The sequence below is a fragment of the Paenarthrobacter sp. NPDC090517 genome, assembly GCF_044769165.1.
Classification (GTDB): Bacteria; Actinomycetota; Actinomycetes; order Actinomycetales; family Micrococcaceae; genus Arthrobacter.
This window is the reverse complement of record NZ_JBIVXN010000003.1, coordinates 260,581-281,837: the sequence shown is the minus strand read 5'-3', so window position 1 is coordinate 281,837 and position 21,257 is coordinate 260,581. Positions and strand designations below refer to the sequence as shown.

The following is a 21,257-nucleotide window of genomic DNA, read 5'->3' as shown; positions in this document are numbered from 1 at the left end:
CAGCTGGCCGCTGCGCGTAGCTGCAGCATCCTGTGCCGGCGGCTAGTCGCCTCGGGCCCCGAAAACGATCTCGTCCCAGCTCGGGATGCTGGACCGTTTGGGGCGGGACGGCTGGCGTTCGGCAGGGGCGTCCACATCCTTATGCACGTCAGCATCTTTCTGGTTCTCTACCGGCGCTTCGTCCTGATGGGCGTCGTGGGAAGATTGCGCAACGTCGGCTTCGTCCTCTGCGCGGGGTTGCGGGTTACCGCTGCCGCCGAGGAGTTCGTCAAGTCCTGCAGGCTTGCGTCCTGCCAGGGAAGTCACAGGTCGAAGCGGGCTGGCTAGCACCGTTATTTCACGTGTGTCTGTGCTGACGCCATTGTGGAGCTTCAGTGAGTCGTCGCCGTCGCCGTCGTCGTGCGACTCGAAGTGCCGCGGAGCCAGGCTGAGCCTGGACATCATCGAAGGGCGTCCGTCTTTGCGTGCGTGCTCTTCGACTGCAGGAGCCGCCGCTTCGACATCCGGTACACCGGGTTCTTCAGCTTCGTCTATTTCCTCCCCGGGGCGGGGATGCGCTGCGGGAACGTTGCTCAGAAGGACGGCCAAGGCGTCGTCGCCGTCTTCATCCACGCCAAGGCGCTGGCCGCGCCGCGAACGGAGCATTTCCAGCAGGCTGTCGGATTCTTTCGCGGACGCACGTGCCGCCATTTCGGCGTCGGTCTCGAAATCGAACGGCCTGTCCGAGACGGCGGCAAGCCGGCGGGCCGGGACCGGGCCATCCATTGGCTCGAGTTCGCTGAGTTGCTGGGCCCAACGGTTGGCATTCTGCAGCGACTTGCGCTGGGGACTAAAGGTCCACATGGCCGGCGGCTCTTCACCGATGCTTCCGTGAGCGCCGGGGACAGTTTCGAAGCGTGCGACGACGGTCCAGGTACCGTCCGGGCGGCGCCATGAATCCCAATCCACGGAGGAGGAATCGATGCCGTGCGCTGAGAGCCGGTAGTCAACCATTTCGCCAAGAGTGGCCGGGTTGTCGCCAAAAGCGGAGCGGTAGATGTCATGCCCGGGAGCAGGGGAGGCAACTTCGATGTTTCGGGCTTGTCGCACTACGTACTCACGCTCTGCAAGCACAGGGCCTTCATAGCGTTGCACGTTGGCAAGGGGGAGACCCGAAAGCTCTGCAACTTCCATGGCCGTGGCTCCGCTGCGGATCCGGGCCTGAATATCGCGGGGCGACATGGAAATCGACGTGTTGGAGGCACGAGCGGCCACCTGGGCAGGGGTGCGGCTCGCCGCGGCCCTCAAGGCCTCGTCGATCGGAAGCTGGAACATCGCACCACCGGGGCCGCTCAAGAGCAGATGCCCGCCGTCGTCGTGGACGCCTACCAGTCGTAGATCCTGCATAACACCCTCCACCACATGGCATAACTGACATTCGAAACTCTGCCACCCGCGGAGGGCTTTTCCTACTAGGGCAAAGGGCGTGCCGTGATATTCCGCTGAAAGCCGGTTCATTCCGGAAGGGTTTTCAGCCGATTTCACGGCAAAAGCGGGTCTATGGACTTTCCGGGTCCGTGGGAGGACAATCTGGCCGAGATCGGGCACAACTTCGGGGCGTCCGGCGTTTGCACCCTTAAGCCGGCGGCAGGGAGGTTCCTGCGATCCGGTTTCCAACCCTCAACAGGTATACCGGAACAGATATGGAGGACGAAGAAGGACCATGGCTACGGACTACGATGCCCCTCGAAAGACCGAGGAAGACGTCAGCGAGGATTCGCTGGAAGAGCTTAAGACGCGCCAGTCGGGGAAGCAGTCCTCCGCGGTGGACGTCGATGAGACCGACCTTGCCGATGGCTTTGAGTTGCCTGGCGCGGATCTTTCCGGCGAAGAGCTGCTCATTCAGGTCATGCCGCCCCAGCCTGACGAATTTACGTGTTTCAACTGCTTCCTGGTGAAGCACAGGTCCCAGATCGCCGCCGAACGGGACGGGCACCAGTACTGCACCGAGTGCGAAAGCTAAGCGCTGCGTCCCGGTGTCAGAGCCGTGGCGTGGTGAGTGCCGAAACGAACTCATCAGGCCGGCGCGAGGATGCCAGCCAGTAGGGGGTCCTGTCTGCGGGGTCCGTGATCTCAATCTTTACCACCGGATCGATCCAACCGCGGAAGCACATGTAGGCGAGTCCATTCAGGCGTGGACCCCGCTCAGCGGTGGCCTCGCCCTTCTTGAACGCCTGGACGGAGCCTACGTATTTCCGATCGATGCTCGCACGACCCACCCTGACGGTGTCAGTGGTGACAGTAATGGTTGGCGTAGAGAGCACCAGCATGATTGTCATGATGGCCAGAAGCACCAAGGCGGCGATGATGCCGGCGGCTGCGCTGATGGGACCAAACATCAGGACGCCTGCGCCGGAGAGGCCCACAACCACGACCCAGATCCATACGGACGGCCACAGCTTCTCGGTGTACAGGACCTCGGAGGCCGAAGGGGTGTTCCGGGCAGGCACAGGGGAAGACTGGTCAGGCGTAGGCATGGGTCCAGCTTATCGGGCATTGGCACGGGGCTTCGCCCGGGCCTGCCGGGGCTTGTGCCGGCAGGTCCCAGTAGAATGAACCACTGTGAGCAACGAGACCGCAGTATTCAGTACAGAGGCAACCTCCGCAGTCGCGGATAATGGCGAAAGCACGGCAGCGCACGGCGCCCCCACTTTGGAGGTGCAGCTGAAAATGCTCGACGCCGGGTTGGAAGCTCCGTCATACGCCCACCCTGGCGACGCGGGTGCCGATCTCCGCGCCCGGGAGGACGTGCACCTTGCCCCGGGCGAACGAAAACTGGTTCCAACCGGCGTCTCCATAGCGCTGCCCGACGGATTTGTGGCCCTGATCCACCCCCGTTCCGGGCTGGCCACCAAGCATGGCCTTACGGTCGTTAATGCTCCCGGCACCGTGGACGCGGGTTACCGTGGTGAAATCGCAGTCACGCTTCTGAACACCGACCAAAAAAATGCCATTGACCTCAAGCGCGGCGATAGAATTGCACAGATGGTGATTCAGCGCGTCGAATACGCGCGGTTCGTGGCTGTTGACCAACTGTCCGATTCCATTCGGGGGACCGGCGGCTTCGGATCCACGGGCGGCTTCAACGTACCGAAGGCCTAAGAAACTACTGAACCCGGCGTACCGCAGACCAACCCCTGGCGCATTGGCGCGGTTTAGCGCGGTTTAACGTGGTTGCGGTTTACTTGGGGATAGACCACTACTAAGGAGAAACCCAATGCTTTTTGGGCGCGGCAAGAAGTCCAAGGACGAGCGGTCGGAAACCGCCGGTTCCGTCGATGAGTCGGGTGCCGAGGCACTGAATTCCGAAACAGGCGGGTCGGGCACGCCCGGTGACTTCCGGCTTGGCAAAGGACCCCTGGACATAGAGGAGATCGAGAGCCGCGATGGCTACGTTGACCTCGGTGCCCTTCTGATCGAACCGGCCGAAGGTCTCCAGCTGCGGCTCGAGGTGGAAGAAGCCACTCAGCGCGTGGTCGCCGTGACCATGGACCTCAATGGTTCCAGCTTGCAGCTCCAAGCATTCGCGGCACCGCGTTCCGAAGGTCTTTGGGACGAGATCCGTGAACAGATCAACCAGTCCGTAGCGAGCCAAGGCGGTGAAACCGAAGAGGTTTCCGGAGCTTTCGGCACGGAACTTGTGGCGAAACTGCCCGCTGAAGCTACTGACGGCAGCCGTGGCTTCCGTGCCGCCCGCTTCATGGGCGTGGACGGGCCACGATGGTTCCTCCGAGGTGTCCTTGGCGGGCAGGCTGCCTTGGAGCGTGATGCCGCAGCAGGTTTGGAAGATCTGTTCCGCAAGGTTGTGGTGGTCCGTGGCGACAATCCGATGCCTCCCCGCGAATTGCTGCAGCTGCGCCTGCCCAAGGATGCTGCGGTACCGGGCCAGGCCAGCGCTCCCCAAGGCGCCGTTCCCCCGGAAGAGCCCGCAATGCAGCAGCCGGAGCGAGGGCCGGAGATTACCCAGATTGGTTGATTCCTCCGGGTACAGCGGAACTTCCGGCCAGAGACCCCCTGAGCAGGGAGTTCGGGACCTTCCTGCGCGGGGAAGGGCCGTCTGTACCGGTTTCATCGAGTCTGTGACTCATCAGCCGCCCAGCGAACAGCCGTTCTTCTCCGCTGTGGTGGTCGATACCCTGAGGTCGGCAGACCAGCGCGCTTCCGGGGGAGCAAAAAAGCCCTATGACCGTCTCCGCGTGATCTGGCTGGGCAGGACGCGGGTCCCCGGCATTGAAGCCGGCGTGGAACTTCGCTTGAACGGCATGGTGACCCAGGTGGATGGCCTTCCGGCCATGTTCAATCCCCGATACGAAATACTTTCCCGTCAGGAGCACCTATGACCGTGGCCAACGGATCAGAACCGAAGGACACAGGGCGCCCGACGCCCCCGCAGGACGAAGTTTCGCTGCCCGGAGAGGCCAAGCCCGGTGCGGCCAAGCCTGGTGCGGCCAGCCCCGGTGCTGACTCACCCAGCGTGTCTGACCTCGCTGCCGGTTATGCCGAAAAAGCCGGTCTTCACCGGAACAGCGCCGGGCACGTGGACATGCTGAAGTCAGCGGGCGGGGTCCAAGGTATCGCCGAGAGCATCCTTCCCGGACTTGTCTTCCTGGTCGCCTTCACCATCACCCGCGATCTCACACTGTCCCTTATCGCAGCGTTGGCTACCGCCGCCGTCTTCACCGTGGTCCGCCTGATCCAGCGGCGCCCCTTGACGCAGGCGCTGGCCGGCGTAGTGGGCGTGGGCATTTCTGCGTGGTTGGCCAACACCACAGGTAAGGCGGAGGATTTCTACGTCCTCGGATTCTTCACCAACATCGCTTATATCGCGGGCATGGTGCTTTCCATCGTGCTCAAGTGGCCGGTTGCGGGGCTTTTGTTCGGTTTCGTGCGCAACGAGGGACTTGAGTGGCGAAAGGACGCCGAAAGGCTCCGTGCCTACAGCCTGGGTACGTGGATCGTAGTGGCGGTGCTTGCTCTCCGCCTGGTGGTTCAGGTGCCGTTGTACTTCATGGGAGAGCCGGGACTGACGGCGTTGGCAACCACCAGGCTGTTAATGGGAGCTCCGCTGTACATCCTGGGTCTCTGGGTGGCGTGGCTTGTCACTAAGCCTGCTGTTGGCGAGCCGACACCTCAGCCGTCGAAACCGTCGTCCTCAGCTGATTGATCGGCTGCTTCGGCAGCATCATCACGGGGTTCCTGGCCGTCGTCGGAACCCGGCGACAACAGCGCCCTCAAGCCGTCCTCGGCTGCGATGGTGGTGACGAAGAAGAGCTCGTCACCGCCATCCAGCACGTCATCGCGTGTGGGAGTGATGGGGGCGTGGTCGCGCAGGATGGCAACCAACGTCGCGTCTTCCGGCCAGTCGATACCGCCTACCGTGCTGCCAATGACGTGGGAATCATGCGGAACAGTGAACTCCACGATCGAGGCCACCCCTGTCTGCAGGGTCAACAGGCGCACGATGTCGCCAATCTCAACAGCCTCTTCCACGAGGGCCGTCATGAGCTGCGGGGTGTTGACGGCCACGTCTACGCCCCAGGAGTCATTGAACATCCAGTCGTTTTTGGGGTTGTTGACACGCCCCACGGTCCGCCCCACGCCGAATTCGGTCTTGGCAAGCAGGGATACCACCAGATTCACTTTGTCGTCACCTGTGGCAGAAACCACGACGTCGGCATCCTCGAGTTTGGCGTCCTGCAGGGTGCTGAGTTCGCAGGCGTCGCCCACCAGCCAGCGGGCACCTCGAAGCCCGCTGCGCCCAATGACTTCGGGCTTCAAATCAATGAGGAGAATCTCGTGTTTGTGGGCGAGTAGTTCACGCGCGATGGACGAGCCGACGCTGCCTGCGCCAACAATGACAACTTTCACTAAGACTCCTTGGCGGGTGCTTTGGCGAGAATCCGGCTGATCTCGGAGGTTCTGTCCAGGCTCACCATCGCGTGGACGGTATCACCCTCCTGGTAGGCGGTGCCGGCTTGCGGCAACAGGCCCTCACCAAACCTGGTGAGGTACGCGATACGGATTCCGGCGGCGGACTCGATGGACTCCATGCTGTGTCCGATCCAATCCTCGTGCAGATCCACTTCGGCCAGTACCAGGCGGCCGGAGGGCTCGCGATAGTCACCGGCGAGGTGCTGCTCCGGGAGTATTCGGCGCAGGACCTGGTCGGCACTCCAGCGGACGGCTGCGACCGTGGGGATGCCGAGCCGCTGGTAGATCTCGGCGCGGCCGGGATCGTAGATGCGTGCCACCACATGGGCAACATGGAATGTTTCGCGGGCTACGCGTGTGGCGAGGATGTTGGAGTTGTCGCCGCTGGAAACGGCGGCGAAGGCGTAGGCCTCTTCCACGCCTGCTTGCTTCAGGGTGTCCCGGTCGAAGCCGACCCCGGTGACTTTGCGACCCGTGAAGGTGTTGCGGAGCCGGCGGAAGGCCCGCTCGTCCTGGTCGATGATGGCCACTGAGTGGCCTGCATCCTCCAAAGTGTGTGCCAGGGTTGCGCCAACACGGCCGCAACCCATGATCACGAAGTGAGCCACCGTGTCTCCTTATGTGTGTTGTCCATCCCGCTCGGTATGACTTTACCGGTGCAGCGCGGGTAAGCCGGCGACAACCGTCATGACATCCCTGTGGATTCAGAGTAGCTTTGCGGAGTGCTGACAATTTTGAATGCCGCGAAGCGGGTGCTGGTGGGCCGGCCAGTCCGGAATGACCGCCTATCCCACACCCTGTTGCCCAAACGCATCGCTTTGCCCGTCTTCGCCTCGGACGCTTTGTCCTCGGTGGCATACGCCCCGGACGAAATCCTCCTGACGCTTGCCCTTGCGGGCGTGAGCGCAGTGGCATTCTCCCCGCTGGTGGGCCTCGCCGTCATGGTGGTTTTGCTCACAGTAGTGGCTTCCTACCGCCAGAACGTGCACGCCTATCCCTCCGGCGGCGGCGACTACGAGATTGCCAACGTCAACCTCGGCAAGTACGCCGGTCTCACGGTCGCTTCTGCGCTGCTGGTGGATTACGTACTCACTGTTGCAGTGTCCATGTCATCAGCAGCGACATACTTGACCACCGCCATCCCGGCTCTGCATGGCCAGCAGGCAATGATTGCCACTATTGGCGTGATCATCCTGGCTCTGGTCAATCTTCGCGGGGTCAAGGAAGCCGGGACGCTATTCGCTGTCCCTACGTACATCTTTATGGCGTCCATCCTTGGAATGACCGCGGTGGGCATCTTCCAGGCTGCCACCGGAACCTTGGGGGAGGCGCCTTCCGCCAACTTCACCATCGTTCCTGAGCCCGGATTCGATGAGGGCTTGGTGGGGCTGGCCGGGGCCTTCCTGCTTCTGCGTGCCTTTTCATCGGGGGCGGCGGCGCTGACCGGCGTCGAAGCCATCAGCAACGGGGTGCCGAATTTCAAGAAGCCGAAGAGCAAGAACGCCGCCACCACGCTGCTGCTTCTGGGCGTTATTGCCTCGGCCATGCTTGCGGGCATCATTTATCTGGCTAACGCCACAAAGGTCCACATCGTCCTGGACCCGGCCCGGGAATTCCTGGTGGACGGCAAGCCGCTTCCGGAGGACTACATCCAGACCCCTGCCATCAGCCAGATAGCAGACACCATTTTCGGTTCCGGCTCCATCCTTTTCTACATCGTGGTTGCGGCCACCGGCATCATCCTGGTGTTCGCTTCCAACACAGCTTTCAACGGTTTCCCCGTGCTGGGCTCGATCCTTGCCCAGGACGGCTACCTTCCACGCCAACTCCGCACTCGCGGTGACAGGCTTGCATTCAGCAATGGCGTCCTTGCGTTGGCAGCCGGGGCGCTGGTCCTGATTCTCGCGTTCAACGCAGATGTCACCAAGTTGATCCAGCTGTACATTGTGGGCGTCTTCATCTCTTTTACGGCCAGCCAGCTCGGCATGGTCCGGCACTGGGGGCGAGAGCTGAAACTGGCCAGGGATAAAGCTGTCCGTCGCCGGATCTTCAAGTCGCGCACTATCAACATGGTGGGTTTTGGCATGACGGCGCTGGTTCTCGTCATCGTCCTCATCACCAAATTTGAGCAGGGCGCCTGGATAGCGTTGCTGGCCATGTTTGTCCTCTTCCTCATCATGTGGAGCATCCGCGCGCACTATGACAATGTGGCCAAGGAATTGGCCGTGGATGAGGACTCCTCGCCCCGTGCACTTCCCACCAGGGTTCACGCGGTTCTCCTCGTTTCACACGTGCGGAAGCCGGTCCTACGGGCGCTGGCCTACGCACGGGCTTCCAGGCCCTCGCGTTTGGATGCCGTTACGGTGGACATCAGCACTGAGGAGACAGCGCAGACCGTCAGGGATTGGGAGAAGCTGGAGATTCCCGTTCCCTTGACTGTGTTGGCCAGTCCCTACCGCGAGACCGTGACACCCATCATGGACTACATCAAGAACATGCGCCGCGACTCACCGCGGGACCTGATCGTGGTGTACATCCCCGAATATGTAGTGGGCAAATGGTGGGAACAACTCGTCCATAACCAAACAGCACTCAGAATCAAGACAAGGCTCCATTTCGAACCCGGAGTCATGGTTGCCAGCGTTCCGTGGCAGCTGAAGTCGTCCGAAGAAGCAAAGGCACTACAGGATACTCAATGACCTCCCACAACAATTCCCATAACGCAGAACACGGCGGAGGCCAAGGCGAGCCCGGCACCGAACTAGTGGTGGACGTTGGCCCCATAGCCCATGGAGGCCACTTCGTCGCCAGGCACGAAGGGCGCGTGATCTTCGTCCGGCATGCGATCCCGGGGGAGAAGGTCCGTATCCGGTTGACTGACTCCGGCGACTCGTCACGCTTCTGGCGTGCCGACGTCGTCGAGGTCCTTGAGGCTTCACCGGACCGCGTTCCGCACTTCTGGAAACAGGCCGATTCGCTGGGCTCATGGAGCCGCGGGGCTCCGCCGGTGGGCGGCGCCGAGCTCGGACATATTTCCCTGCAGCGCCAACGGGCCCTGAAGGCCGAGGTGCTTGCCGAACAGCTCAAGAGGCTTGCCGGTTTGGACCTGGCCACAGAGGTGGAAGCTGTGGGAGACAATCACGACGGCGGACTCGGCTGGCGTACGCGCGCCAGCTTCGCGGTGACCCCAAAGGGCCGGTTGGGGATGCATGCGCACCGTTCAGACGTTGTGCTTCCCATCAAGGAGATGCCGTTGGCGCTTGCGGGAGTCAACGAGCTGAAGCTGTGGGACCTTGACTTGTCCGGCATTGCCCGCGTGGAGGTCTCGGTTCCCGCCAACGGTTCGCGGCCCCTGATCCTGCTGGCTCCGGAAGAATCCACGAGCCCCAAGAGATTGCACAGCATCCTGTCGCAGTTGCCGCACGACGTCTCGGTTGCGAGCTTCGATCCCAGCAAGGGCGAGGTCCTGCAGCTGCGGGGGAGAACCTGGGTGCAGGAAAGTGCGGCCGGGCATGAATACCGTGTGACCGGTGAGGGTTTTTGGCAGATCCATAAGGACGCCCCGGACACGCTGGTGGACGCTGTAACGGGCTATCTTTCCAACGGCGGGTACTTGCAGCCCGGCGCTGCAGTTGCCGATCTCTACGCCGGTGCGGGCCTGTTTACGGCATCTTTGGCGGACGCCGTCGGAGTGACCGGTTCGGTACTTTCCGTGGAGGGCGCTCCGGGCACCAGCCGCGACGCCCGCAAAAACCTGCACGGTGAAGCCCAGGTGGAAATCGTTCAGGGACGTGTTGAGCGGGTCCTGCACCAACGCTCCCGCAGCTTCGACTCGCTGGTGCTGGATCCACCCCGTGCCGGAGCCGGCAAGGCTGTGGTCAAGCAACTGATGGCCACCGGGCCACGCGCAATCGCCTATGTGTCGTGTGATCCGGCATCCTTTGCGCGTGATCTGGGTTACTTCCATCAAGGTGGTTGGCGACTCGAGTCGCTGCGCGCCTTCGATTTGTACCCGAACACGCATCACCTGGAAACGGTAGGGCTGATCGTCCCCGCCGCTTAGCCGGGAGGCGGCCCGGCGTCCATGGTGCAGAAGGAGTAACAGCCTGTTTCCTACGGGATGCCTGATCAGTGACGCAACGCCGGAGTATGCCACTACGATGGCTGTAGTAGCCCCGGTCCGCGGTCTTCAACGCCGCGGACCGGGGTGACCACGAGAGATGCCGCCCGGCTAAGTAAGGTGCGCCTAACTGGCTAGCGGCCAACCACGCGACAAAGATGAAACTGTTGCGAGAGGAGTCCTGCCATGAGCACTGTGGACAGCTTCGGTTCCAAAGGCGTACTGAATGTAGCCGGCACCGACTATGAAATTTTCCGGTTGAACTCCGTAGAGGGCGCAGACAGCCTTCCGTTCAGCCTTAAGGTATTGCTTGAAAACCTCCTGCGGACTGAGGATGGCGCCAATATTACGGCTGACCATGTCCGCGCCCTGGCCGGTTGGGATCCCAATGCGGAGCCCGACACGGAAATCCAGTTCACCCCCGCCCGCGTCATCATGCAGGACTTCACCGGCGTTCCCTGCGTCGTGGACCTGGCTACCATGCGTGAAGCCGTCAAGGAGCTCGGCGGTGACCCCAAGCGCGTCAACCCGTTGGCGCCTGCAGAAATGGTCATCGACCACTCCGTCCAGATCGACGCCTTCGGAAACTCCGGCGCACTGGAGCGCAACATGGAGATCGAATACCAGCGCAACGGTGAGCGCTACCAGTTCCTTCGCTGGGGCCAGACCGCATTCGATGACTTCAAGGTTGTTCCCCCGGGAACCGGCATCGTCCACCAGGTCAACATCGAGTACCTGGCACGCACGGTCATGACCCGCGAGGTAGACGGTGTTGTCCGCGCCTACCCCGACACCTGTGTTGGCACCGACTCGCACACCACCATGGTCAACGGCCTGGGCATCCTGGGTTGGGGCGTTGGCGGTATCGAAGCCGAAGCTGCAATGCTCGGCCAGCCCGTCTCCATGCTGATTCCCCGCGTTGTGGGCTTCAAGCTCAAGGGCAGCATCCCCGCAGGCGCCACCGCTACTGACGTGGTGCTGACCATCACCGAAATGCTGCGCAAGCACGGTGTTGTTGGCAAGTTCGTTGAGTTCTACGGTGAAGGCGTTGCCGCTGTGCCGCTGGCCAACCGCGCCACCATCGGCAACATGAGCCCGGAATTCGGTTCCACGGCTGCCATGTTCCCGATCGACGAAGTCACCTTGGACTACTTGCGCCTGACCGGCCGCTCCGAAGCAAATGTCGCCCTCGTGGAGGCATACAGCAAGGAACAGGGCCTCTGGCACGATCCGTCCCGTGAACTGCGTTTCTCCGAGTTCCTCGAGCTGGACCTGTCCACGGTTGTTCCTTCCATCTCAGGCCCCAAGCGTCCCCAGGACCGCATTGAGCTCACTGATGCCAAGGAACAGTTCCGCAAGGACATCCATAACTACGTCGCCATCGAAGACGGCAGCGTGGACGAGGCCTTGGATGAGTCTTTCCCCGCTTCCGACTCGCCGTCCTTCACGCATGCTGATTCGCACACCACGGAGACGGCACGCGTTGCATCCGCCGCAAACGGTGCGCATGGCCGCCCCTCTTCGCCGGTCAAGGTCACCACTGCCGACGGCCGCGAGTTCGAGCTGGACCACGGTGCAGTGTCGATCGCTTCGATCACATCCTGCACCAACACGTCCAACCCGTCCGTCATGCTGGCTGCGGCCCTCCTTGCACGCAACGCCGTGGACAAGGGCCTGACCTCCAAGCCGTGGGTCAAGACCTCCGTTGCCCCGGGTTCGAAGGTCGTCACGGACTACTACGAAAAGTCCGGTCTGACCCCTTACCTGGAGAAGCTTGGCTTCTACATCGTGGGTTACGGCTGCGCCACCTGCATCGGTAACTCCGGACCGCTGGAGCCGGAAATCTCCGAGGCCATCCAAGCCAACGACCTCTCCGTGACCGCAGTTCTCTCGGGCAACCGCAACTTCGAAGGCCGAATCAACCCGGACGTGAAGATGAACTACCTGGCGTCGCCGCCGCTGGTCATCGCTTACGCCCTGGCCGGCACCATGGACTTCGACTTCGACACCGACGCCCTGGGCACCGACTCCGAAGGCAACGAGGTCTTCCTCAAGGACATCTGGCCGAACCCCATCGAGGTGCAGGAAGTCATCGACTCCTCCATCGACGAGGCTATGTTTGCCAAGGGTTACGAGGGCGTCTTCGACGGCGACGAGCGCTGGAAGGCACTCGACACGCCCGCCGGTGACACCTTCGCCTGGGCCGAAGATTCCACCTACGTGCGGAAGCCCCCATACTTCGAGGGCATGAAGGCCCAGCCGGATCCCGTCAAGGACATCTCGGGCGCCCGTGTGCTCTTGAAGCTTGGCGATTCCGTCACCACGGACCACATCTCCCCGGCCGGTTCCTTCAAGTCGGACACCCCTGCAGGCCAGTACCTCCTGGCCAACGGTGTGGAGCGCAAGGACTTCAACTCCTACGGTTCACGCCGTGGCAACCACGAAGTCATGATCCGCGGTACGTTTGCCAACATCCGCATCAAGAACCAGCTCCTGGACAACGTCGAAGGTGGCTTCACCCGAGACTTTAGCCAGGAGGGTGCGCCCCAGGCTTACGTTTACGACGCAGCCCAGAACTACCAGGCAGCAGGAACGCCCCTGGTTGTCTTGGCAGGCAAGGAATACGGTTCCGGTTCGTCCCGTGACTGGGCGGCCAAGGGCACTGCGCTCCTGGGCGTCAAGGCCGTCGTCGCTGAAAGCTACGAGCGCATTCACCGCTCCAACCTCATTGGCATGGGCGTCCTTCCGTTGCAGTACCCTGCCGGAGAGTCCGCAGCAACGCTGGGCCTGACCGGTACGGAAACCTTCGCAGTGGAAGGCGTCACCGAGCTCAACAACGGCACCACGCCGAAGACGCTCAAGGTAACGGCCACGGCTGAAGACGGTACCGCCAAGTCCTTCGACGCCGTTCTGCGCATCGATACCCCGGGTGAAGCGGACTACTACCGCAACGGTGGCATCCTGCAGTACGTTCTGCGCCAGATCTCGGCATAGCGCACCGGCTGGTTTCCAGCTGATTCATAAGCCGGACAGCCCCGGCTGGTCGCCCGACCAGCCGGGGCTGTTGGCGTCCCGGCAGCAGCCGGGAGGACCAGCCAGGACTCGGAACCACGGCGCAACGCGTGGGTCCGGGCACGCGCTAGAGTTAACAAGCACGTCATTCACCCTAAGGAGGGCCGTTGGGACTTTTGGAAACCGTCAAGGATCCACAGGACCTGGCCAAACTGTCCGGCACGGAGCTGGAACAACTGGCCGGCGAAATCAGGGAATTCCTGATCACCAACGTAGCCGCAACGGGTGGACATCTTGGTCCCAACCTGGGCGTTGTTGAACTCACGCTTGCTGTCCACCGGATCTTTGAGTCGCCGCGGGACAGCGTCATCTTCGATACCGGGCATCAGTCCTATGTGCACAAGCTGCTCACGGGACGCCAGGACTTCACCACGCTTCGCCAGCAAGGCGGGCTGTCCGGTTATCCGGACCGTGCGGAGTCTGAGCACGACATCGTGGAAAGTTCGCATGCGTCCTCGTCCCTGTCCTGGGCAGATGGCATTTCGCGTGCCCGGCAGTTGACCGGTGAGGGCGATCGCTTCGTCGTCGCCGTTGTTGGCGATGGCGCGCTCACCGGTGGAATGGCATGGGAAGCCATCAACAACATCGCCGCGGATAAACGGCGTCGCGTCGTGATCGTTGTCAACGACAATGGTCGCTCTTATGCTCCCACTGTGGGCGGTTTTGCTGACTACCTTGCGTCATTGCGTCCAACCATCGACTCCCTCCGCACCACCCCGGCCTACGAGCGGATGCTGGACTGGTGGAAGAAGAAGCTCCAGGACGGCGGCCCTGCCGGTCAGTTCACCTACAAGAGCTTGCATGCCATGAAGAAGGGCATCAAGGACTGGTGGGCCCCGCAGGGCATGTTCGAGGACCTTGGCATGAAGTACATCGGCCCGGTTGACGGGCATAACCTCCAAGCCATGGAGCATGCGCTTAACACCGCCAAGGCTTACGGCGGACCTGTCATCGTTCACGCTATGACGGAAAAGGGCCACGGCTATGCTCCCGCCCTCGCCAATGAAGCAGACCAATTCCACGCCGTAGGAATCATCGACCCTGAAACGGGCGAGCCCACCGAAATGCCTGGAGCCCGGTCCTGGACCTCGGTATTCGCTGAAGAAATCGCGGATATTGCTGATGAGCGCCCCGACATCGTGGGCATCACCGGCGCCATGCTCATCCCCGTGGGATTGCACAAGTTCGCTGAGCGCCATCCGGAGCGGGTGATCGACGTCGGCATTGCGGAGCAGCATGCACTGACGTCCGCCGCAGGCATGGCATTCGGTGGCCTTCACCCTGTGGTGGCCGTTTACGCCACCTTCTTGAACCGCGCCTTTGACCAGCTCCTCATGGACGTGGCACTGCACAAAGCCGGTGTCACCATCGTCTTGGACCGTGCCGGCGTGACGGGCCCGGACGGACCCAGCCACCACGGGATGTGGGATATGGCGATGGTCCAGATCGTGCCCGGGCTCCATCTGGCTGCACCCCGCGATGCCACCCGTCTCCGCGAAGAACTGCGTGAGGCGGTAGCGATCAACGATGCCCCAACGGTGGTGCGGTTCTCCAAGGGCAGCGTCGGTTCCGAAATTGAAGCTATCGAGAGGCTTCGTGACGGCGTGGACATCCTCGCGCGACGCCCCGAAGGCTCCACCGAGAACGATGTGTTGATTGTCAGCGTCGGCGCCATGTCCGAACTCGCACTTGATGTCGCAACCCGCTTGGGTGCCCAGGGCATCAGCTCCACTGTGGTGGATCCCCGGTGGGTCCTTCCTGTCCGGAAGTCGATCATTGCCCTTGCCGCCCGTCACCGCTTGGTGATCTGCATCGAAGACGGCGTCCGTGCCGGTGGTGTGGGCTCGCGTATACGGCAGGAAATGCGGGCTGCCGGTGTAGACACCGCCCTGAACGAGGTGGGCTTGCCGGTTGAATTCCTTGTACACGGCTCCCGCAGCCAGGTCCTGGAACGCGTGGGCCTCACCGCCCAGAAAATAACCCACGACGTCGTCGCCCAGGTTTTGGGGACCAAGGTCCCGTTTGCCCGGCCCCTTCCGGGACAGGAACACCCCACCACCGGCAGCCTGCCAACCCTGTGACGGACGAGCGCGTGCCGGGCGCATTGCAGCCCGGTGACCTCGTGGTGTCGAGGAACAGGAAATGGGACGGCAAAGCTCATTGGGTGGTGCCTGGCCGCTACCTTGGTGAGGACATTCACGGCTGGTGGATATTTCAGGGAGCGGGGGAGTTTTGCGCACGCCCGGGCGCAGCGTTCTATACGGCATCAGACGCCGTCTTGTTGGTCCCGCGGACCGGCGAGTTTGTGGCCACGTTCTACGACGACAGCTATCCGGGCGACTTTCGGATCTACGTCGACCTCGCCACAGCCCACGCTTGGAACCCCCTCAAGCCCGGTGTAACAGAGTTCCACATGATCGACATGGATTTGGATGTCATCCGTTCCACCAAGCACGGGGTGTTCGTGGACGACGAAGACGAGTTTGAGCATCATCGGATGGCCATGGGCTATCCGCAACAGACGGTGGACGCAATGCGCGCAGAATGCGCAGCCCTTTTCGAGGCAGTGGACACCATGAAAGCACCTTTCGACGTCAATGGAGCCACCAGCACCAGCGCCGAGTGGTTCAGGAAAGGACGATCATGAGCGGCATCATCCGTGCGTACAAGCGCGACGACGAAGGAGTACTTCACTTCCGGGAGGCTTGGTACGACGACGAAGACCAGCAGTTCGTGGTCAACCACGGCGTAGTGGGCCACCAAAGCAAGACCGACGAAGCAAACGTTGACGATGAATCTGCCGTGGAAGGCCTGATGGCCGCCTTTGCCGCGCAGTGCGAGGAAGACGGTTATGCCGAGATTCCCGAAACCGAACAGTTCTGGGTAGTTGCCCAAATTGCATTGAAGACCAAGGACGGCACCGAACGTGACCGGCATCTTGAGCGGAAAGCCAAAGCCGCCCTCACCGGTGAGCTGGCGTGGCGTGGGTTGGGCGTGGTGGACCGTTCGGAAATTGGCAACGGCCATTTGAACATTTTCTGTCTCTGCCCGGACGTCAATAAAGCCGTGAATGCCATCAAGATCTGTGTCCGTGGTGAGGATCTGGACTTCACCAAGCTCACTGTTGCAGCAGCGCCGCACAGCGACCCCACCGCATTCCGGGTGAAGCACTCGCCCAAGCAGGGCGCGGGCTTTACTCTCTAAGTAGCACCCAACGCATCAGGAGGGATCTCCATGTCGTCCAAGAGCAACTGGCCCGGACATACGCCGCTGCCCAAAGGTCTCGCTGCGCCGGCGAAACGGGCCCTGGCCCATGAAGGGATAGAGACGCTGGAGCAACTGGCCGAGTTCGGCGAGCTGGAACTTTCCAAGCTCCACGGCATGGGCCCGGTGGCCATAGCGCAGCTTGAGGATGCCATGGAGGAATCGGGCATCTCTTACGGCACCCGTTAGTTTGGGGTGCTTTGTTGCCTGGGGTGACCACCTGGTCCCCGCGCCCCGTATAGGCTGAATTCATGACTGAATACCGACGCCTTGGCCATTCCGGACTGACAGTCTCAGCTGTGGGGCTGGGCTGCAACAACCTGGGCCGCGCCAACACTCCCACCGAGTCCCAGGAAGGCACGGACGCTGTAGTCCATGCCGCGATTGATGCTGGCGTGACCTTCTTTGATGTAGCCGATGTTTACGGTCGTGAGCCTGGCCTGAGTGAGGTCATGCTGGGCAAAGCCCTGAAAGGCCGACGTGATGACGTGGTCATCGGAACCAAGTTCGGTTTGGACATGCGTGGAGTCAACGGCAAAGACTTCGATGCCCGGGGTTCGCGGCGGTACATCGTGAAAGCCGTAGAAGCTTCACTCCGCCGCTTGGACACCGAGTGGATCGACCTCTACCAGTTCCACACCCCGGATCCGCGCACTCCCATAGAGGAGACCCTTGCGGCCTTGGATGACCTGGTGTCCAGCGGCAAGGTGCGCTACATCGGCCATTCGAACTTTGCTGGCTGGCAAATCGCCGAGGCTGAGTATGTAGCACGGCAATCACAATCAGGTGGCGTCCGCTTCATCTCGACGCAGAACCATTACAACCTCCTGGATCGGCGCGCCGAACTCGAAGTCCTTCCCGCAGCCGCAGCCTTCTCCTTGGGTGTCCTGCCTTATTTCCCCTTGGCCAACGGGCTGCTCACCGGAAAGTACTCCGCAGGGAAAGCCCCGGAGGGTTCACGATTGAGCCACACCCGCACCAACCTGGTGCACGACGCCGACTGGGAACAGCTTGGACGCTTCGGCCAGTTCGCCAAAGAACGGGACATCAGCGAGCTTCAGTTGGCCTTCTCCTGGTTGGCCGCGCAGCCCGGCGTCAGTAGCGTCATCGCGGGTGCCACCCGTCCGGAACAGATCCGTGAGAACGCCGAAGCCGTGTGCTGGGTCCCCACGCAGGAGGATCGCGAGGAACTGGACGAGATCTTCCCGCGGACGCCGAAAGTGGCACTCTTTTAACCCTCTCTCACATAGCAGCCCTTAAACCGGAACGCTCTCCCACCAAGGTGAGAGAGCGTTCCGGTTTAGGCCGCGGGATCTGAGAGAGGGATGGGTCTAGGCAGGTGCTGACGCAACGCCAGGGGCGAGGAACCGCTTGCCGTTGACCCGCTCCGATGCACCCACCCGGTCCAGGTACGGCGTAATGCCGCCCAGGAACATCGGCCACCCTGCGCCCATGATGACGCAAAGGTCGATGTCTTCCGGTCCGGCCACGACACCTTCCCCGAGCATCAGTCCGATCTCCTCGGCCAGGGCATCCTGGGTGCGCCGGAGGACTTCTTCGCCAGTGGACGGGGTGTTGCCGAAGGACATGATGGCCAGCGTCTCCGCCGGGATGACAGGAGTTCCGTCAGGCCCGGGGACCCAGAGGCTCTTCACTCCGTTGTCGATGAGTTTCTGCAGGTTTTGCGAGACCGGGAACCGGTCGCCGAATGCGGCGTGCAGGGACTCCTGGACATGCTGGGCCACCGGGAGGCCAACCATGGCACTCAAGGTGAACGGCGACATTGGCAGCCCCATGGGACGCAGCGCGCTGTCTGCCACCTCCGCCGGGGTTCCTTCGTCGAACGCCGCGATAACCTCACCCATGAGGCGAAGCAGGATGCGGTTGACCACGAAGGCTGCAGCATCCTTGACCAGGACGGCAGTCTTCTTGAGCCCCTTGGCAAGTTCGAATGCGGTGGCAAGGACGGCGTCGTCGGTCTTTGGAGCCCGAACGATCTCCAACAGCGGCATGACAGCCACTGGGTTGAAGAAGTGGAAGCCCACCAAGCGTTCGGGGTGCTTCAAATCTTCGGCCATGGCAGTGACGGACAGTGAGGACGTGTTCGTGGCAAGGATGCACTCGGGAGAAACTATCGCTTCCACCTCGGCGAAGACCTGCTTCTTGATGTGCAGTTCTTCGAAGACGGCTTCGATGACGAAGTCGGCATCCGCGAAGGCTTCCTTGGAGACGGAACCCGTAATAAGCGCTTTGGTCCTGTTGGCGGCGTCCTGCTTGATCCGCTTCTTGGCAAGCATCTTGTCGACTTCGGCGTGGACGTAGCCAACGCCCTTGTCCACCCGTGCCTGATCGATATCGGTCATGACAACCGGGACTTTCAGCTGCCGGGCGAACAACAGTGCCAGCTGACTCGCCATGAGCCCTGCACCCACAACGCCGATCTTGGTGACCGGGCGGGCAAGCTTGCGATCGGGGGCGCCCGCGGGACGCTTCGAGCGCTTTTGGACGAGGTCCAGGAACGCGTACACGGTGGAGCGGAATTCGTCGGTTTGCATGAGCCCTGCGAGGGTCTCGCACTCGAGTTCAGCCGATTCGGCTTGGCTCATGGTGCGGTTGGCCTCCATGACGTCCAGGACTTTGCCCGGGGCGGGGGAGGCGTTGGAGGTCTTGGACTCCACGAAAGCCCGACCTGCGGCTACCGCGGCTGCCCAACGGGCGGTCACTGCGTCATCGGTGGCATCAACGGAGTTCTTCCGCTCAGGCGTCACCTCGCCGGAAATGACACGTGCCGCCCATGCGAGCGACTGTTCCACGAAGTCGGCCGGTTCGAACACGGCATCGGCCACGCCGAGCTCGAACGCCTCCGGTCCGGTGAGCGTGCGGTTGTTGCTCAGGGGATTCTCGATCATCACCTTGACGGCGTTCTCGGGACCGATGAGGCGCGGCAGGATGTAGACGCCGCCCCAGCCCGGTACGAGGCCGATGAAGGCCTCAGGCAAGGCCAAGGCGCCGGCACCCGTAGAGACGGTGCGGTACGTGGACTGCAGGGCGATCTCCAAGCCGCCGCCCAAGGCAAGGCCATTGATGAAGGCGAAGCTCGGAACACCCAGGTTGGCGAGGGTGCTGTAGACGGCGTGGCCAAGCTGCGCCATCCAGAGCCCGTGCTCGCGTTCCTTCAGTGTCTTTACGGCAGAAAGGTCGGCACCGGCCACCAGGAAGTACGGCTTTCCCGTAACGCCGACGCCAACGATTTCTCCGCGCGAGGCGCGTTCCTTGAGCTTGTCCAAAACGTCGCCGAGCTCAACGAGCGTATTGGGCCCCAGCGTGGTGGGCTTGGAGTGGTCAAGGCCGTTGTCCAACGTGATCAGTGCGAACGTCCCGGTGCCTCCCGGCAGCTGGATGTCCTGCACATAGGAGTGCGTGACAACCTCGTCCGGGAAAAGTGCGGCGAGCTTCTGGAATTCGGCGGCGCTCATGCGGCGGCTCCTTCGGTGGTGGCTGCGGTGGCCTGGTCAGTGGTGCGCTGGTCAACGGTGAACGATTCGTAGGCGGCATGGTGCGGGTTTTCCCAGATCACCGTGGCGCCCATGCCCAATCCAATGCACATGGTGGTAATGCCGTAGCGGACAGAGTGGTCTTCTTCGAACTGCCGTGCGAGCTGGTTCATCAGGCGGACGCCCGAGGAAGCAAGCGGGTGTCCGACGGCGATCGCACCGCCATAGCGGTTGACCCGGGGATCGTCATCGGCTATGCCGAAGTGGTCCAGGAAACTAAGGACCTGGACCGCGAAGGCTTCGTTGATTTCGAAGAGTCCAATGTCATCGATGCCCAGCCCTGCGTTCTTTAGGGCTTTTTCCGTGGCGGGAACCGGTCCAATGCCCATAACTTCGGGTTCGACGCCGGCGAAGGCATAGGAGACGAGCCGCATCTTGACTGAGAGGCCCAGTTCTTCGGCGGCTTCGGCCGAAGCGAGAACCGCCGCTGTGGCGCCGTCGTTCAATCCTGCAGCGTTGCCAGCGGTCACGCGGCCATGGGCGCGGAACGGGGTTCGCAGTTCGGCCAGGTCGGCAACAGTGGTGCCGGGCCGCGGCGGCTCGTCCGCGGTGTGCAGGGTCCAGCCCTGGCCGGGCTTCATGGTGGCTACGGGGACCAGGTCATGCTGGATCTGTTCGTTGGAGTAGGCTGCGGCGAGCTTGGCCTGGGAAGCCGCCGCATAGGTGTCGGTGCGGTCCTTGGTGATCGCGGGGAAGCGGTCGTGCAGGTTCTCGGCGGTGTTGCCCATGTTCAGGGCCGCGGGGTCCACCAGGCGTTCGGACATGAACCGCGGATTGGGATCGGCGCCTGCACCCATGGGGTGGTTGCCCATGTGCTCCACGCCGCCTGCAATGACGACGTCGTAGGCACCGAAACCGATGCCGCTCGCCGTCGTCGTTACTGCAGTCATGGCACCTGCGCACATGCGGTCGATGGCGAAGCCGGGTACGGTGCGGGGAAGTCCGGCCAGCAGTGCCGCAGTGCGGCCGATAGTGAGGCCTTGATCACCGGTCTGGGTGGTGGCGGCGATGGCAACCTCGTCGATCCGGTCAGCGGGCAGTGAGGGATTCCGGCGCATCAGTTCCCGGATGCATTTCACCACGAGGTCATCGGCGCGGGTGCCCGCATATATGCCTTTTTCGCCGGCCTTGCCGAAGGGGGTGCGCACACCGTCCACGAAGACGACGTCGCGGACGTTCCTCTGAGCACTGCGTGATGGACTCATGTAATAACTCCTCGTTGAGACATGGCGCCGAGTCCCGCTTCGCGGGTGCTTCGGCTGGCATTGGGTCCAATG

Annotated in this window: 19 protein-coding genes; 13 read left to right on the top strand and 6 right to left on the bottom strand. The window is 62.3% G+C overall.

Annotated elements, in window-relative coordinates:
• Nucleotides 1-42: 42 nt before the first annotated feature.
• A complete protein-coding gene (gene sepH / locus ACIQTW_RS12945) occupies nucleotides 43-1,386 on the bottom strand; it encodes a septation protein SepH (protein WP_402937325.1) in 1,344 nt (447 codons plus the stop codon).
• Between the two features lie 316 nt (nucleotides 1,387-1,702).
• Between sepH and ACIQTW_RS12940 the strand changes: the two genes are divergently transcribed.
• Nucleotides 1,703-2,002 (top strand): DUF4193 domain-containing protein, encoded by a 300-nt coding sequence (locus tag ACIQTW_RS12940; protein ID WP_017198899.1) that lies wholly within the window; start codon nucleotides 1,703-1,705, stop codon nucleotides 2,000-2,002.
• 16 nt (nucleotides 2,003-2,018) lie between these two features.
• On the opposite strand, the gene ACIQTW_RS12935 is transcribed toward ACIQTW_RS12940, so the two are convergent.
• The gene (locus ACIQTW_RS12935) at nucleotides 2,019-2,516 is read right to left on the bottom strand and encodes a DUF3093 domain-containing protein (protein WP_402937323.1); all 498 of its coding nucleotides are present in this window, start codon (nucleotides 2,514-2,516) and stop codon (nucleotides 2,019-2,021) included.
• An 85-nt stretch (nucleotides 2,517-2,601) separates the two neighbouring features.
• On the opposite strand from ACIQTW_RS12935, the gene dut reads away from it, so the two are divergent.
• The 4 genes from dut to ACIQTW_RS12915 all read left to right on the top strand — a co-directional run bounded on the left by dut (nucleotide 2,602) and on the right by ACIQTW_RS12915 (nucleotide 5,203).
• Nucleotides 2,602-3,141, top strand: coding sequence for a dUTP diphosphatase (gene dut / locus ACIQTW_RS12930; protein ID WP_402937322.1), 540 nt, complete (start codon nucleotides 2,602-2,604; stop codon nucleotides 3,139-3,141).
• Between the two features lie 115 nt (nucleotides 3,142-3,256).
• The gene (locus ACIQTW_RS12925) at nucleotides 3,257-4,015 is read left to right on the top strand and encodes a DUF3710 domain-containing protein (RefSeq protein WP_402937320.1); all 759 of its coding nucleotides are present in this window, start codon (nucleotides 3,257-3,259) and stop codon (nucleotides 4,013-4,015) included.
• Nucleotides 4,016-4,118: 103 nt separating this feature from the next.
• Nucleotides 4,119-4,379, top strand: coding sequence for a hypothetical protein (locus ACIQTW_RS12920; protein ID WP_402937318.1), 261 nt, complete (start codon nucleotides 4,119-4,121; stop codon nucleotides 4,377-4,379).
• Entirely contained in the window at nucleotides 4,376-5,203 is an 828-nt protein-coding gene (locus ACIQTW_RS12915; RefSeq protein ID WP_402937317.1) for a DUF3159 domain-containing protein, read from the top strand. Before ACIQTW_RS12920 ends, ACIQTW_RS12915 begins: the two co-directional genes overlap by 4 nt.
• Here the strand turns inward: ACIQTW_RS12915 and ACIQTW_RS12910 are convergent.
• Nucleotides 5,170-5,907 (bottom strand): potassium channel family protein, encoded by a 738-nt coding sequence (locus ACIQTW_RS12910; protein ID WP_402937315.1) that lies wholly within the window; start codon nucleotides 5,905-5,907, stop codon nucleotides 5,170-5,172. The two genes, ACIQTW_RS12915 and ACIQTW_RS12910, sit on opposite strands and share 34 nt — an antisense overlap.
• A complete protein-coding gene (locus tag ACIQTW_RS12905; RefSeq protein WP_091466734.1) occupies nucleotides 5,907-6,578 on the bottom strand; it encodes a TrkA family potassium uptake protein in 672 nt (223 codons plus the stop codon). The genes ACIQTW_RS12910 and ACIQTW_RS12905 overlap by 1 nt, the downstream gene beginning before the upstream one ends.
• Before the next feature lie 114 nt (nucleotides 6,579-6,692).
• Here ACIQTW_RS12905 and ACIQTW_RS12900 point away from each other — a divergent pair, with 114 nt between their 5' ends.
• The 8 genes from ACIQTW_RS12900 (at nucleotide 6,693) to ACIQTW_RS12865 (ending at nucleotide 17,661) form a co-directional block, all read left to right on the top strand.
• Complete coding sequence (locus ACIQTW_RS12900) at nucleotides 6,693-8,669, top strand: APC family permease (RefSeq protein ID WP_402937314.1); 1,977 nt, start codon at nucleotides 6,693-6,695, stop codon at nucleotides 8,667-8,669.
• A complete protein-coding gene (locus ACIQTW_RS12895; RefSeq protein ID WP_402937312.1) occupies nucleotides 8,666-10,033 on the top strand; it encodes a class I SAM-dependent RNA methyltransferase in 1,368 nt (455 codons plus the stop codon). The genes ACIQTW_RS12900 and ACIQTW_RS12895 overlap by 4 nt, the downstream gene beginning before the upstream one ends.
• 243 nt (nucleotides 10,034-10,276) lie before the next feature.
• Nucleotides 10,277-13,084: an aconitate hydratase AcnA gene (acnA, locus tag ACIQTW_RS12890; protein WP_402937310.1), complete on the top strand. Its 2,808-nt coding sequence runs from the start codon at nucleotides 10,277-10,279 to the stop codon at nucleotides 13,082-13,084.
• 185 nt (nucleotides 13,085-13,269) lie between these two features.
• On the top strand, nucleotides 13,270-15,243 hold the full coding sequence (gene dxs / locus ACIQTW_RS12885; RefSeq protein WP_402937308.1) for a 1-deoxy-D-xylulose-5-phosphate synthase: 1,974 nt from the start codon (nucleotides 13,270-13,272) through the stop codon (nucleotides 15,241-15,243).
• Nucleotides 15,240-15,809: a DUF402 domain-containing protein gene (locus tag ACIQTW_RS12880; protein WP_402937306.1), complete on the top strand. Its 570-nt coding sequence runs from the start codon at nucleotides 15,240-15,242 to the stop codon at nucleotides 15,807-15,809. Before dxs ends, ACIQTW_RS12880 begins: the two co-directional genes overlap by 4 nt.
• Nucleotides 15,806-16,366 (top strand): hypothetical protein, encoded by a 561-nt coding sequence (locus tag ACIQTW_RS12875; RefSeq protein ID WP_402937305.1) that lies wholly within the window; start codon nucleotides 15,806-15,808, stop codon nucleotides 16,364-16,366. The genes ACIQTW_RS12880 and ACIQTW_RS12875 overlap by 4 nt, the downstream gene beginning before the upstream one ends.
• 30 nt (nucleotides 16,367-16,396) lie before the next feature.
• The gene (locus tag ACIQTW_RS12870) at nucleotides 16,397-16,615 is read left to right on the top strand and encodes a hypothetical protein (RefSeq protein ID WP_402937304.1); all 219 of its coding nucleotides are present in this window, start codon (nucleotides 16,397-16,399) and stop codon (nucleotides 16,613-16,615) included.
• Between the two features lie 62 nt (nucleotides 16,616-16,677).
• Nucleotides 16,678-17,661, top strand: coding sequence for an aldo/keto reductase (locus ACIQTW_RS12865; protein ID WP_402937302.1), 984 nt, complete (start codon nucleotides 16,678-16,680; stop codon nucleotides 17,659-17,661).
• A 96-nt stretch (nucleotides 17,662-17,757) separates the two neighbouring features.
• Here the strand turns inward: ACIQTW_RS12865 and ACIQTW_RS12860 are convergent, their stop codons facing one another.
• Both ACIQTW_RS12860 and ACIQTW_RS12855 read right to left on the bottom strand, forming a co-directional pair.
• Nucleotides 17,758-19,902 (bottom strand): 3-hydroxyacyl-CoA dehydrogenase NAD-binding domain-containing protein, encoded by a 2,145-nt coding sequence (locus tag ACIQTW_RS12860; RefSeq protein WP_402937300.1) that lies wholly within the window; start codon nucleotides 19,900-19,902, stop codon nucleotides 17,758-17,760.
• Nucleotides 19,899-21,185: a thiolase family protein gene (locus ACIQTW_RS12855; protein WP_402937298.1), complete on the bottom strand. Its 1,287-nt coding sequence runs from the start codon at nucleotides 21,183-21,185 to the stop codon at nucleotides 19,899-19,901. The genes ACIQTW_RS12860 and ACIQTW_RS12855 overlap by 4 nt, the downstream gene beginning before the upstream one ends.
• Between the last annotated feature and the right edge of the window lie 72 nt (nucleotides 21,186-21,257).

Excerpts from the sequence above, each read along its gene's own strand:
- sepH (WP_402937325.1), bottom strand. The coding sequence starts at position 1,386 with ATGCAGGATCTACGACTGGTAGGCGTCCACGACGACGGCGGGCATCTG.
- ACIQTW_RS12940 (WP_017198899.1), top strand. The coding sequence starts at position 1,703 with ATGGCTACGGACTACGATGCCCCTCGAAAGACCGAGGAAGACGTCAGC.
- ACIQTW_RS12935 (WP_402937323.1), bottom strand. The coding sequence starts at position 2,516 with ATGCCTACGCCTGACCAGTCTTCCCCTGTGCCTGCCCGGAACACCCCT.
- ACIQTW_RS12925 (WP_402937320.1), top strand. The coding sequence starts at position 3,257 with ATGCTTTTTGGGCGCGGCAAGAAGTCCAAGGACGAGCGGTCGGAAACC.
- ACIQTW_RS12915 (WP_402937317.1), top strand. The coding sequence starts at position 4,376 with ATGACCGTGGCCAACGGATCAGAACCGAAGGACACAGGGCGCCCGACG.
- ACIQTW_RS12895 (WP_402937312.1), top strand. The coding sequence starts at position 8,666 with ATGACCTCCCACAACAATTCCCATAACGCAGAACACGGCGGAGGCCAA.
- acnA (WP_402937310.1), top strand. The coding sequence starts at position 10,277 with ATGAGCACTGTGGACAGCTTCGGTTCCAAAGGCGTACTGAATGTAGCC.
- ACIQTW_RS12875 (WP_402937305.1), top strand. The coding sequence starts at position 15,806 with ATGAGCGGCATCATCCGTGCGTACAAGCGCGACGACGAAGGAGTACTT.
- ACIQTW_RS12870 (WP_402937304.1), top strand. The coding sequence starts at position 16,397 with ATGTCGTCCAAGAGCAACTGGCCCGGACATACGCCGCTGCCCAAAGGT.
- ACIQTW_RS12865 (WP_402937302.1), top strand. The coding sequence starts at position 16,678 with ATGACTGAATACCGACGCCTTGGCCATTCCGGACTGACAGTCTCAGCT.
- ACIQTW_RS12860 (WP_402937300.1), bottom strand. The coding sequence starts at position 19,902 with ATGAGCGCCGCCGAATTCCAGAAGCTCGCCGCACTTTTCCCGGACGAG.
- ACIQTW_RS12855 (WP_402937298.1), bottom strand. The coding sequence starts at position 21,185 with ATGAGTCCATCACGCAGTGCTCAGAGGAACGTCCGCGACGTCGTCTTC.